General features: G+C 63.1%; 11 protein-coding genes. 6 read left to right on the top strand and 5 right to left on the bottom strand.

Annotated features, from left to right (window positions below; all coding sequences use genetic code 11):
• The first annotated feature begins 108 nt into the window (after positions 1-108).
• The 4 genes from msbA to hldE all read left to right on the top strand — a co-directional run bounded on the left by msbA (position 109) and on the right by hldE (position 4,914).
• Positions 109-1,911 carry a lipid A export permease/ATP-binding protein MsbA gene (gene msbA / locus N8H74_RS07720; protein ID WP_217834688.1) on the top strand — a complete coding sequence of 601 codons (1,803 nt, stop codon included), beginning with the start codon at positions 109-111 and terminating at the stop codon, positions 1,909-1,911.
• A gap of 167 nt (positions 1,912-2,078) precedes the next feature.
• Positions 2,079-2,783, top strand: a complete 705-nt coding sequence (locus N8H74_RS07715) for a sulfotransferase family protein (protein ID WP_262146817.1) — start codon at positions 2,079-2,081, stop codon at positions 2,781-2,783.
• A complete protein-coding gene (cysC, locus tag N8H74_RS07710; RefSeq protein WP_217834690.1) occupies positions 2,776-3,387 on the top strand; it encodes an adenylyl-sulfate kinase in 612 nt (203 codons plus the stop codon). Before N8H74_RS07715 ends, cysC begins: the two co-directional genes overlap by 8 nt.
• Positions 3,388-3,489: 102 nt before the next feature.
• Positions 3,490-4,914, top strand: coding sequence for a bifunctional D-glycero-beta-D-manno-heptose-7-phosphate kinase/D-glycero-beta-D-manno-heptose 1-phosphate adenylyltransferase HldE (gene hldE / locus N8H74_RS07705; RefSeq protein ID WP_217834691.1), 1,425 nt, complete (start codon positions 3,490-3,492; stop codon positions 4,912-4,914).
• Between the two features lie 44 nt (positions 4,915-4,958).
• On the opposite strand, the gene N8H74_RS07700 is transcribed toward hldE, so the two are convergent.
• The 4 genes from N8H74_RS07700 to N8H74_RS07685 form a co-directional block, all read right to left on the bottom strand.
• A complete protein-coding gene (locus tag N8H74_RS07700) occupies positions 4,959-5,921 on the bottom strand; it encodes a metal ABC transporter ATPase (protein ID WP_217834692.1) in 963 nt (320 codons plus the stop codon).
• Positions 5,922-5,952: 31 nt separating this feature from the next.
• The gene (locus N8H74_RS07695; RefSeq protein ID WP_262146816.1) at positions 5,953-6,765 is read right to left on the bottom strand and encodes an aldo/keto reductase; all 813 of its coding nucleotides are present in this window, start codon (positions 6,763-6,765) and stop codon (positions 5,953-5,955) included.
• A complete protein-coding gene (locus N8H74_RS07690) occupies positions 6,762-7,937 on the bottom strand; it encodes an FAD-dependent oxidoreductase (protein ID WP_262146815.1) in 1,176 nt (391 codons plus the stop codon). Before N8H74_RS07690 ends, N8H74_RS07695 begins: the two co-directional genes overlap by 4 nt.
• A 108-nt stretch (positions 7,938-8,045) precedes the next feature.
• Positions 8,046-8,378: a multidrug efflux SMR transporter gene (locus N8H74_RS07685; protein WP_085685269.1), complete on the bottom strand. Its 333-nt coding sequence runs from the start codon at positions 8,376-8,378 to the stop codon at positions 8,046-8,048.
• Between the two features lie 101 nt (positions 8,379-8,479).
• On the opposite strand from N8H74_RS07685, the gene N8H74_RS07680 reads away from it, so the two are divergent.
• Both N8H74_RS07680 and waaA read left to right on the top strand, forming a co-directional pair.
• The gene (locus N8H74_RS07680; protein ID WP_217834695.1) at positions 8,480-9,382 is read left to right on the top strand and encodes a LysR family transcriptional regulator; all 903 of its coding nucleotides are present in this window, start codon (positions 8,480-8,482) and stop codon (positions 9,380-9,382) included.
• An 11-nt stretch (positions 9,383-9,393) separates the two neighbouring features.
• The gene (waaA, locus tag N8H74_RS07675; protein ID WP_262146814.1) at positions 9,394-10,668 is read left to right on the top strand and encodes a lipid IV(A) 3-deoxy-D-manno-octulosonic acid transferase; all 1,275 of its coding nucleotides are present in this window, start codon (positions 9,394-9,396) and stop codon (positions 10,666-10,668) included.
• Between the two features lie 61 nt (positions 10,669-10,729).
• On the opposite strand, the gene N8H74_RS07670 is transcribed toward waaA, so the two are convergent.
• Entirely contained in the window at positions 10,730-12,163 is a 1,434-nt protein-coding gene (locus N8H74_RS07670; protein ID WP_217834697.1) for a TolC family outer membrane protein, read from the bottom strand.
• Between the last annotated feature and the right edge of the window lie 128 nt (positions 12,164-12,291).

Genomic DNA, 12,291 nt, shown 5'->3' with positions numbered 1-12,291 from the left:
TATTTGATGCTGGAAAACATGCCTAACAATACCAGCCTTTCGCCGATTGCCAGAACCCCGAACAAGCTGTGCTAAAGTCAGCGTCCTTTTTATCGACTTTCGCGTGATATGACCGACTCCAGTCCCGCCGCAAGCCCTTCGAGCCTTAAAATCTACTTCCGACTGCTCGGTTACGTCCGGCCGTATATCAGTCTGTTCCTGATCAGCATCGTCGGTTTCCTGATTTTCGCCTCGACCCAGCCGATGCTCGGCTACATCCTCAAGTACTTTGTCGACGGCCTGTCCAACCCTGAGGCGGTGCTGTTTCCGACCGTGCCGTACCTGCGTGACCTGCAACTGCTGCAGGCGGTTCCGCTGCTGATCATCCTGATCGCCGCGTGGCAGGGGCTGGGGTCGTATCTGGGCAACTACTTTCTGGCCAAGGTTTCCCTCGGCCTGGTACACGACCTGCGGATCCAGCTGTTCAACAACCTGCTGACCCTGCCCAATCGCTACTTCGACAAGCATAACTCCGGTCATCTGATTTCGCGTATCACCTTCAACGTGACAATGGTCACGGGGGCGGCAACAGATGCGATCAAGGTCGTAATCCGTGAAGGCATGACGGTGATCTTCCTGTTCGCCTCGCTGCTGTTCATGAACTGGAAGCTGACGTTGGTGATGGTGGCGATCCTGCCGCTCATCGCCGTGATGGTGCGTACCGCCAGCAAGAAATTCCGCAAGCAGAGCAAGAAGATCCAGGCGGCCATGGGCGACGTCACCCACGTCGCTTCGGAAACCATCCAGGGTTATCGCGTGGTACGCAGCTTCGGTGGCGAGACCTACGAAGAACAACGCTTCCTGAACGCCAGCCAGAGCAATACCGACAAGCAACTGCGCATGACCCGCACCGGCGCGATCTATACGCCGATGCTGCAACTGGTGATCTACAGCGCCATGGCGGTGCTGATGTTCCTGGTGCTGTTCCTGCGTGGCGATGCCTCGGCCGGTGACATGGTGGCCTACATCACCCTGGCCGGTCTGTTACCGAAACCGATCCGTCAGTTGTCTGAGGTCAGCTCGACCATCCAGAAAGGCGTGGCGGGCGCCGAAAGCATTTTCGAACAGCTGGACGTCGCGCCGGAAGTCGATACCGGTACGGTCGAGCGCGACTCGGTCAGCGGTCGCCTGGACGTGCGCAATCTGAGCTTCACCTATCCGGGCACCGATCGCCAGGTGCTCGACGACATCAGCTTCTCGGCCGAGCCGGGGCAGATGGTGGCTTTGGTCGGGCGCTCGGGCAGCGGCAAGTCGACCCTGGCGAACCTGATTCCGCGTTTCTACCACCACGACAAGGGCGAAATTCTCATCGATGGCGTGGAAGTGGAGCAATACAAGCTGTTGAACCTGCGTCGTCACATCGCCCAGGTGACCCAGCACGTCACGCTGTTCAGCGACACCGTGGCCAACAACATCGCCTACGGCGACCTGGCCGGTGCGCCGCGCGAAGATATCGAGAAGGCTGCGCGTGATGCCTACGCGATGGACTTCATCTCGCAACTGCCCAATGGCCTGGACACCCAGGTCGGCGAGAACGGCGTGCTGCTCTCCGGCGGTCAGCGCCAGCGCCTGGCGATTGCCCGCGCCTTGCTCAAGAACGCGCCGCTGCTGATTCTCGACGAGGCCACCTCGGCCCTCGACACCGAATCCGAACGGCACATCCAGGCCGCGCTGGACCAGGTGATGAAGGGCCGTACCACGCTGGTGATCGCCCACCGTCTGTCGACCATCGAGAAAGCCGATCTGATCCTGGTCATGGACCAAGGGCGGATCGTCGAGCGCGGCACCCATGATGCGCTGCTCGCGCAGAACGGTTACTACGCACGCCTGAATGCGCTGGGCCTCGACGCCCCGGCCGAAGACATCGCCTGACCCCCGAGCAACCGATGAGGGCGCCGTCCCGCGCCCTCATCGGTTTGTATCCAGACCTTTACGCTTCTTGACCAAACCGGAATAAAACCCGGCACCGCGCTTGTTAAGGTTCCTGAACGAACTCTGACTTTCATCGAGGGGGCCATCCCCGTCGCGCGGGTACTCTCATGCTGCAACGCTATCTCTGGAAACTGCTGCCCAAGCCGCAGCGGGCCTTTCTGTTGGGGCGCCTGTCGGTGGTCGACCGGCAAGTGGTGAACAAGTCGATGTCAGCCAACCTGACCTTTCCCAAGGCGTTCGAGCGGCGCGCCTGCCTGTTCATCCATGTGCCCAAATGTGCCGGCAGCAGCGTGTGTACGGCAATGTTCGATGGCTGGCGTCCCGGCCATCTGCCGTTGTACTGGTACGAAGAACAGTTTCCCGAGCAGTTCGCGGCCGTCTACAAATTCGCCTTCGTGCGCGACCCGTTGGAGCGCGCTTATTCGGCCTACGCCTTTTTGCGCGGCAACGAGCTGAGCGGGCGCGATCATGCCGCGCAGCAACTGGTACGCAATTACCGTGATTTCGACGAGTTTGTCGCTCGCTGGCTGCATGCCGAAACCATCCCGCGCCAATTGCACTTTGCTGCGCAGACCGACTTTCTCACCGACTCGCTGGGGCATCTGGCGCTGGATTTCATCGGTTATCAGGAACATCTGGAGCGGGATTTCGGCCTGGTCTGCGAGCAGTTGGGGCTGGCGAGCCAACTGCCCCGCATCAACGTCTCCCGGCAACGGCGCCCGATGCTGGCGCGGGAGTTCTGCACGCTGCGTACCCGGCGTCTGGTGCGGCGGGTCTATCAACGTGACTACGAGCTGCTCGGCTATGAATGAAGCGCTTTGCTTGACGACAAATGCATCGGCCATCCGGCCCTATGAACTGGCGCTGTCGAATCAGGCCCGTGCGGCGCTCAAGAAGCAACGACCGCGCTGCGTGTGGCTGACAGGGTTGTCGGGGGCCGGCAAATCGACCCTGGCCAATGCCCTTGAACTGCACCTGCATCAATACGGCCTGCACACCTTCCTGCTGGATGGCGACAATGTGCGCAACGGCTTGTGCCGCGATCTGGGCATGGGCGACGGGTGTCGGCGCGAGAACATCCGGCGTATGGGTGAAGTGGCACGCCTGATGTTCGATGCCGGACTGATTGTGATCGTCGCGGCCATTTCGCCGTTCCGCGCAGAGCGGGAGGCGGCGCGTCAGCTGTTTGCTGCGGGTGACTTTATCGAAGTGCATGTCAGCACCTCCCTTGAAGTCTGCGCCCGACGCGATCCCAAAGGCCTGTACCGCGCCGTGCGTGAAGGGCGGATCAAGGATTTCACAGGCATCGACAGCCCGTACGAAGCGCCGCTGGCGGCCGAGTGCCGGATTGATACCGACGCACTCGAGCTGACGACGGCCTGCCGCTGCCTTGCAGCCATTCTGCTCAAAAAATGAGCAAAAAAACCCGTTGTTTCATCCTGTTGCAGCCGTCGCACAAGCCTTCGCCAACCCTGTGCTAATATCGCGCCCCTGTTCATTTTGTATGTGGGTTGCTCCATGAAGTTGTCCATGCCGCGATTCGATCAAGCCCCTGTCTTGGTGGTCGGCGATGTCATGCTCGACCGTTACTGGCATGGTGGGACCTCACGGATTTCCCCTGAGGCGCCGGTTCCCGTGGTGAAGGTCGAGCAAATCGAAGACCGTCCGGGCGGTGCCGCCAACGTTGCCTTGAACATTGCCGCGCTGGGTGCGCCGGCGTCGCTGGTCGGTGTGACCGGTGACGACGAGGCCGCCGACAGCCTGAGCAACAGCCTCAAGGGTGCCGGCGTAAAGGCCTTGTTCCAGCGCATCGCGCACCAGCCGACCATCGTCAAGCTGCGAGTCATGAGCCGGCACCAGCAATTGCTGCGTATCGACTTCGAAGAACCGTTTGCCACCGACGCCCTCGCGCTTGCCTCCCAGGTTGACGATCTGCTGGAAGGTATCAAGGTGCTGGTGCTGTCCGACTACGGCAAAGGCGCGCTGAAAAACCATCAGGCGCTGATCCAGGCCGCCCGTGCCAAAGGCATTCCGGTGCTGGCCGATCCGAAAGGGAAGGATTTTTCGATCTACCGTGGCGCGAGCCTGATCACCCCGAACCTCAGCGAGTTCGAAACCATCGTCGGCGGTTGCGCCGATGAGCACGAACTGGTGAGCAAGGGCGCGAAGCTGATGCACGACCTGGAACTCGGCGCATTGCTGGTGACCCGTGGCGAGCACGGCATGACCCTGCTGCGTCCGGAGCACCCGGCGCTGCACCTGCCGGCCCGTGCCCGTGAAGTGTTCGACGTGACCGGTGCCGGCGATACGGTGATTTCCACTCTGGCGGCGGCAATTGCCGCTGGCGAAGAACTGCCGCACGCGGTGGCGCTGGCCAACCTGGCGGCCGGCATCGTGGTCGGCAAGCTCGGTACGGCAGCGATCAGCGCCCCGGAACTGCGCCGTGCGATTCAGCGCGAGGAAGGTTCCGAGCGCGGCGTGCTGGGGCTGGAGCAACTGCTGCTGGCGGTTGACGATGCCCGGGCGCACAACGAGAAGATCGTTTTCACCAACGGTTGCTTCGACATCCTCCACGCCGGCCACGTGACCTACCTCGAGCAGGCGCGGGCGCAGGGCGATCGGTTGATTGTCGCGATCAACGACGACGCCTCGGTCAGCCGTCTGAAAGGCCCGGGGCGGCCGATCAACAGCGTCGACCGACGCATGGCGGTGCTCGCCGGCCTGGGCGCGGTGGACTGGGTGATCAGTTTTGCCGAGGGCACCCCGGAGAACCTGCTGCGGGAGGTCAAGCCGGACGTGCTGGTCAAGGGTGGCGACTATGGCATCGATCAGGTGGTCGGCGCCGATATCGTCAAGGCCTACGGCGGCACCGTGAAGGTGCTGGGGCTGGTGGAAAACAGCTCGACCACCGCGATTGTGGAAAAAATCCGCAAGTCCGAGTGACCTGTACTTGATTGCTCCCGCGCGCTGCGTGGGAGCAATCAGGATCAAGCCGTCTTGCGCGGCACGATCTTCTTCAGCAATTGCTTCGCCTTGCCACGCAAGCGCGCCAATCCGGTGTCCTTGTCTGGCGCTGTCAAACCCTGCTGACGCAGCCAGTCCTTCCAGCGAATCCGCTCGTCGCGCACCAGCCAGCCGTCCTGTCTGGCGAAACTCTCCGCCAGATACAGCCCACGGGTGCCCGCCGGGGACAACTGACCCTTCTTGAGCGTATACAGCTCGGCCAGCGGTTCGCCGTCCTGCAACGGCATCAGATACAGGTCCGGACGTTTGCGGTCGAGCCGCGCGACCAGTTGATCGCCCTCAAGACGTTCGTCGACATGGAACAGACTCAAGGTCTTGGCTTCCTTCGGCACCTCCAGGCGCAAATCGTAGATCAACTGCAAGGAGGCGGTCGGCAGATGCACATAGGCCCGTGGCCGCTCGAGCAATTGCAGATTGGCGCAGCGCACCGGGCGCGCCGAGCCGGACAGCGGCGTCAGGCGAAACGGCAACGCTTCGCGGTAATGCAGCGCGGCAGCGTAGGGCGCCGGCAGCCAGGTGTCGTTGAAGCGCCCGCCGAGCCAGCCTTCCGGGGTTTCCAGCAGGCATTCTTCGGCGATCTCCTGAATCGCTGTGTGCAGCGGAATATTCAGCTCATGGGCCGGCACGTAGCCGGATATCAGTTTCAGTACCACATCGCCACGATCCTGCCGGCGCTGGCGCACCAGCACCCAATAGTCGCGGTTCTGCCAATGCAGGGTCAGTCGCACCGATACACCGAGGTTGGCCAGCTCCAGTGCGAAACGCTCGGCGTCCGGCACCGTGACCGGCTTTCGCCGTTGCAGGGTCTGGGCGAAATTCAGCGGCATGCCGACGCTCTGGTAGGCCAGACCTTCGGGGGTCGCTTCGACGAACAGCGGCAGCGTCTTGAAGTTGCTCGGGTTCTTGCGGATGAGCGTGCGCGGCATGTCGGCTCCTGCTTAAGGCCGCGAGGCGGCGTCAGTGACCACGAATGACCTGGGCAACGGTCGCAACGTTGTGGGCGAGGTGCAGCGGATTGATCGTGCCGACGATAGCACTGGCCACGCCGGGCTGGGCGAACAACAACTCGAAGCTGGCGCGTACCGGGTCGACGCCGGGACTCAGGCACACATGACCGCTGGCCAGGGCTTTTTTCACCAGAATGGCTTTGCCGTGGTCAGCAGCATAGTCAATGACGGCCTTCTCGTTTTGTTCGTTCAGATTGTAGGTGACCATCGCGCAATCGCCTTGCTCCAGCGCCTTGAGGCCGCCGTCGACGGTTTTCCCGGAAAAGCCGAAACCGCGAATCTTGCCTTCGGCCTTGAGCGCCGCGAGGGTGGCGTAGACTTCGCAGTCGTTGAGGATCGCCAGGTCGTTGCCGTCCGAATGCACCAGCACCAGATCGATGAAGTCGGTTTCCAGGCGTTGCAGGCTGCGCTCCACCGACATGCGCGTGTGGGCCGCGCTGAAGTCGTGGCGTGACAGGCCGTCGGCAAACTCTTCGCCGACCTTGCTGACAATCACCCAGTCCTGGCGTTGGCCGCGCAGCAGCGGGCCGAGGCGCTCTTCGCTGCGGCCGTAGGCCGGGGCGGTGTCGATCAGGTTAATGCCCAGATCCCGAGCCTGACGCAGGAGCATGCGCGCCGCGTCATCGTCGGGGATCTGAAAGCCGTTGGGATATTTCACGCCTTGGTCGCGGCCCAGCTTCACGGTGCCCAGGCCAAGAGGAGAAACCATCAGACCGATGCTGCCCAATGGGCGGTGCAGTTCGTGCAGGGTTGGCAGGCTCATGGCAGCAATTGCTCCCAGGCCGGAACGCCCATCGGTGGTTTCGGCAGGTCCGACGGCAGGGCGGCGTGGCTTGGCTGGATGCCGTCGCGCTGCAGCGCAGCGAGCACCCGGTCGGCGAAGTCCGGGGCCAGTGCCAGTTTGGTCGGCCAGCCCACCAGCAGCCGATCCTGCTCGGCGAGGAAGGCGTTGTCCGGGCGGGTCAGGCCGGTTTGCAGCGGCTCGGCGCGGTCGACCCGCAGGGTCGCCCATTGCGCGCTGCCCAGGTCGATCCACGGCAGCAACTGACCGAGTTCCTTCTGCGCTGTGGCGATCTGCTCGGCTGGCTCGCGGGCCACGCCCTCGGCCTCGGCGATGTCGCCGCCCAGATACCAGACCCACTGGCCGTTCGCGGCCGGATGGGTGGTTACGGTGATGCGCGGCTTGGTGCCGCCGCCCAGGCAGTGCGCGTACAGCGGCTTCAGGCCCGGTCCCTTGACGAGAATCATGTGCAGCGGCCGGCGTTGCATGGCCGGCTGGCTCAGGCCGAGGACCTTGAGCAGGTCTTCGGTGCCGGCGCCGGCGCTGAGCACGATGCGCTGGGCACGGATCTCGCGCTCGTCGACTTTCAGGCCGACCAGTTGGCCGTTTTCCAGCAGTGGTTGAATATCTCGCCCGGCGAGCAGACCGTCGCCGGCCAGATCCGCCAGACGCTGAACCAGGCTCGGCACATCGATCACCAGTTCGGCGAGACGGTAGACCTTGCCCTTGAAACGCTTGTCCTGCAGGGCCGGCGGCAGTTGCTCGCCCTTGACCTGATCGACCCGGCCGCGCACGGCCTTGCTGGCGAAGAAACTGGTGAGGTTGCCGGCCAGGGTGCCCGGCGACCACAGGTAATGGGCTTCGGACAGCAGGCGCACGCCGCGCAGATCCAGCTCGCCGTCACCGGCCAGCGCTTCACGCCAGCGGCGCGGCATGTCGGCGATGGCTTCCGAGGCGCCGGTCAGCGCACCATGCAGCGCGTACTTGGCGCCGCCGTGGATGATTCCCTGGGATTTCACGCTCTGCCCGCCACCGAGGCTGGCGCTCTCCACCAGCACGGTCGAAAAGCCCTGGCGGCGCAGGCGCGCGTTCAGCCAGAGGCCGGCGACACCAGCGCCGACAATCAGAACGTCGGTGGAAATAACGGATGGCATGCAACGACCTCAGGGCTTAAAGAAGCTGCAAGTTTCAAGCTTCGAGCTGCAAGCTGCAACCCGGAGCCGAAAACTTGCAGCTTTGCTGCTTGAGGCTTGTCGCTGCCGTCAGTGCCCGGCGGTTTTCGAGAAGAGCTGGATGACCACCACGCCCAGCACGATCAACGCCATTCCCAGCATCGCCGGTACATCGAGCTTCTGCCCGTAGATGAAGAGTGCGGCGACGCTGACCATCACGATGCCCATGCCCGCCCACACCGCGTAGGCGACGCCCACCGGCACGCTGCGCACCACCAGGGTCAGCATCCAGAACGCGATCCCGTAGCCGACGATGACCAGCAGCAAAGGCAGGGGCGTGCTGAAACCCTTGACCGCTTTCATCGAAACAGTGGCGATCACTTCGGCGCAGATGGCAATGGCCAGGTAGGCGTAGGCGGTCATGGTTCAATCCTCATGTAAATGTTGCTTGCTGAGGTCGGCATTCTAGGGATTCGCCAGATGGGGTAAAGTCATTACCTATCTGTTTTGGAGATGGGTTGCCCATGAGCATGCAATGGAATCTGGAGCAGTTGCAGGTGTTCGTCAGCGTCGCTGAGCATCGTTCGTTTTCGGCCGTCGCCCGCCAGCAGCGCAAGGCGCAATCGGCGATCAGCAGTGCCATTGCGCTGCTGGAAGATGATCTTGGGGTCAGTCTGTTCGAGCGTAGCAGCGGTCGTCAGCCGAGTCTTACCGAGGCCGGCGAGGCGTTGCTCGAAGAGGCGCGGGAAGTGCTGCGCCAGTGCGAGCGCCTGAATGGTCGGGCCATGGCGATGATGCGCGGCCAGGAAGCGCAATTGCGTGTGGCCCAGGACGAGGCAATGCCCTATCAGGCGCTGGTGGAAAGTTTCGGCGCGCTGGCCGAGCAGTTTCCCAGCCTGGAAGTGCAACTGACCAGCGCCGCCCAAGGCGAGGTGTCGCGCAAACTGGTGGAGCGCAAGGCTGACCTCGGTCTGCTGTTCTACCACGATGAAATCCCCGAAGCGCTGGAGCGCCGCGTACTCGGCAGCGTGGAAATGGTCACGGTCTGCGGCGTCAACCATCCACTGGCGACGCAGCCCTACGTCACCTGTCAGCAACTGGCGCAACACCGGCAATTGCTGATGTCGACGCAAACCAGCGTCTATCCCGGCAACGAACCCGCCAGCCCGCAGGTTTGGCGGGCCGACAGCTTCTACGTGATGGCGGAATGGCTGGTGCGCGACCTCGGCTGGGCCTGGCTGCCGCGCCATGTGGTGCAGTACTCGGCGTATCAGGGGTTGATGGTCGAACTCGACAGCGAATGGACACCCCCGGCGCTGGTGGTGGAACTGGTCTGGCGCCGTGACGAACCGCTCGGCCCGGCCGCCCGCTGGCTGGCGGAGCGATTTGCCATACACCTGCGGGCGATCGGCGGCAAAAGTCGATAAACTCCGCCGCCATGAATAGAACTCTCTACACCGCGCTGTTTTACCTGGGGCTGCCATTGGTGGCGATTCGGCTATGGCTGCGTTCGCGCAAGGCGCCGGCCTATGCCAAGCGGATTGGCGAACGTTTCAGCTACGCCATGCCCGCGCTGCAACCCGGCGGCATCTGGGTGCATGCGGTGTCGGTGGGCGAAAGCATCGCGGCGGCGCCGATGATCCGTGCGCTGCTGCAACGTTATCCACAGTTGCCGATCACCGTGACCTGCATGACCCCGACCGGTTCGGAGCGCATTCATGCGATGTTTGCCGATGAACCGCGGATTCAGCATTGCTACCTGCCTTACGACTTGCCGTGTGCGGCGGCGCGGTTTCTCGATCGCGTGCAACCGAAGCTCGCGGTCATCATGGAAACCGAATTGTGGCCCAACCACATTCACCAGTGCGCCAAACGCGGGATTCCGGTGGCGCTGGCCAACGGCCGGTTGTCCGAGCGTTCGGCCAAGGGCTATGGCCGGTTCAGCAAACTGACCGCGCCGATGCTCGCCGAAATGAGCCTGTTCGCCGTGCAGAGCGACGCCGAGGCCCAGCGCTTCCGTGAGTTGGGCGCGCGTGCGGAGACGGTCGAAGTCACCGGCTCGATCAAGTTCGACCTGACCATCGATCCGCAACTGCTGCAACGCGCCGCCGATCTGCGCGGGCAATGGCAGGCGCTGGAACGACCGGTGTGGATCGCCGCGAGTACCCATGAAGGCGAGGACGAAGTGGTGTTGAATGCCCATCGTCGGTTGCTGGCGAACCATCCCGATGCGCTGCTGATTCTGGTGCCGCGTCACCCGGAGCGCTTCAACTCCGTGTTCGAGTTGTGTCAGCGCGAAGGTTTTGCCACGGTGCGCCGTTCCGGCGGCGCCCATGTCGAGGCTGGAACGTCGGTGCTGCTCGGCGACACCATGGGCGAGTTGCTGTTTCTGTATGCACTGGCCGACAGCGCCTTCGTCGGCGGTAGCCTGGTGTCGAACGGCGGACACAACTTGCTGGAACCGGCAGCCCTTGCGAAACCGGTGATCAGCGGCCCGCACCTGTTCAACTTCCTCGACATCGCCGCGCAACTGCGCAGCGCCGGGGCGTTGGTCGAGGTCGATGATGCCGAAGGTCTGGCGGTAGAGATTCAGCGTCTGTTCGAGTTGCCACGGGATGCGCAACGCATGGCCGACGCCGGGTTGAGCGTGATGCGGCGCAATCAGGGCGCGTTGCAGCGCCTGCTGGATGGCTTGGGCCGACTGATCAAATAATCGGCCATCGAGATGCAAAAAAAGATCGCAGCCTGGTGCAGGCTGCGATCTTTTTTGGTTTTTACGGGCGGGCTTTGAGCTGTTCTTCTGCCGCCTTCGCCAGATCCGGTGGCAGGAAGTCCTTGTCCGGGTTGTAGTCGGCTTTCAGGTAGCGGGTCAGGTCCTGCAAGTCGCCCGGATTCAACGTGCCGGCCGCCTGCTTCAGGCGCAGGTTGTCGAGGATGTAGTCGTAGCGGGTGTTGTTGTAGTTGCGCACCGAGGTGTAGAGCTGGCGCTGGGCGTCCAGCACGTCGACGATGTTGCGCGTACCGACCTGATAACCGATTTCCGTGGCTTCCACCGCGCTCTGGTTGGAGATGATCGACTGCCGGCGCGCCTGCACCTGCTCGACATCGGTGTTCACCGCGCGGTGCAGGTTGCGGGTGTTTTCCACCACTTGCCGGCGCAGGCCTTCGCGTTGCTGTTCGGTCTGGTCGAGTCGCGAGTAGGACTCACGGACCTGGGAACTGGTGAGGCCGCCGCTGTAGATCGGAATGTTCAGTTGCAGGCCCAGGGTGCGCTGTTCGACGTTGCCGCTGTAGGGCGTGCCGAAGGCATTCGGGTTGCTGAAGCCGAGGGCGTCGTTGTCGCCCTTCTCGTATTTGGCCACGGCATCGAGGGTCGGTAAGTGGCCGGCCTTGCGCTGCTTGAGCGTCTGTTCGGCGGAGCTGACCGCGTAGTTGCTCGCCAACAGATTGAGGTTCTGCCTGGCGGCGGTGTCGACCCAGGCCTTGGCGTCATTGGGTGCCGGCGGCAGGATCGGCAGCGTATGCACGATGCCCTGGATCGAGTTGTACTGACGGTTGGTCAGGGTGATCAGCGCTTCGAACGCATCGTCCACCTGGCGCTGGGCAACGATCCGGTTGGCGCGCGCGGTGTCGTAGCTGGCTTGCGATTGCAGCACGTCGGTCTTGTCCGACAGGCCCACGTCGAAGCGCTCGTTGGACTGGTCGAGCTGGCGTTTGAACGCCGCTTCCTCAGCCTTGGTCGAGGCCAGGTTGTCCTGGCTGCGCAGCACGTTGAAGTAGCTCTCGGCGCTTTGCAGGATCAGGTTCTGCTCGGTGGCCGAGAGTTGCAGCGCCGCCTGTTCGTTGACGTCCTTGGCCGCCTGGTACTGGAACCAGCGGTCGGCGCGGAACAACGGTTGGGCCAGGGTCGCCTGATAGGAATGGGCGCTGCGGTTGGCGATGGCCGAAGGCTGGTCGATCGAGGTGCGCACGTCGGCGACTTCGGCACCGCCGGACAGGTTCGGCAGCAACCCGGCGCGGGCCTGGGGCACGACTTCTTTCTGGGCGCCGTACTGGGCGCGGGCGGCGGCGAGGTCGGCGTTGTTGTCGACCGCTTCCTGATAAACGCTGACCAGATCGGTTTTGGTCGACAAGGGCGCTTCGGCTGCCCAGGCCATTGCGTTGGACGCACAAGACACGGCAACAGCCAGTGAAAGTTTGCGCAGCATGAGGCGATCCCTAGCATGAATATTATGGAAATAATCCGGGCGCCCAAGTTAGGGCGCGGACACTGCGGCGTCAAGGCGCAGCAGGGCACAGCGAGTGTAGTTGCGCATTGCAGCGGCAACAATCCTGC

Source organism: Pseudomonas sp. B2M1-30 (assembly GCF_025447575.1).
Lineage (GTDB): Bacteria > Pseudomonadota > Gammaproteobacteria > Pseudomonadales > Pseudomonadaceae > Aquipseudomonas > Aquipseudomonas botevensis.
This window is presented reverse-complemented; position numbering and strand designations above follow the sequence as displayed.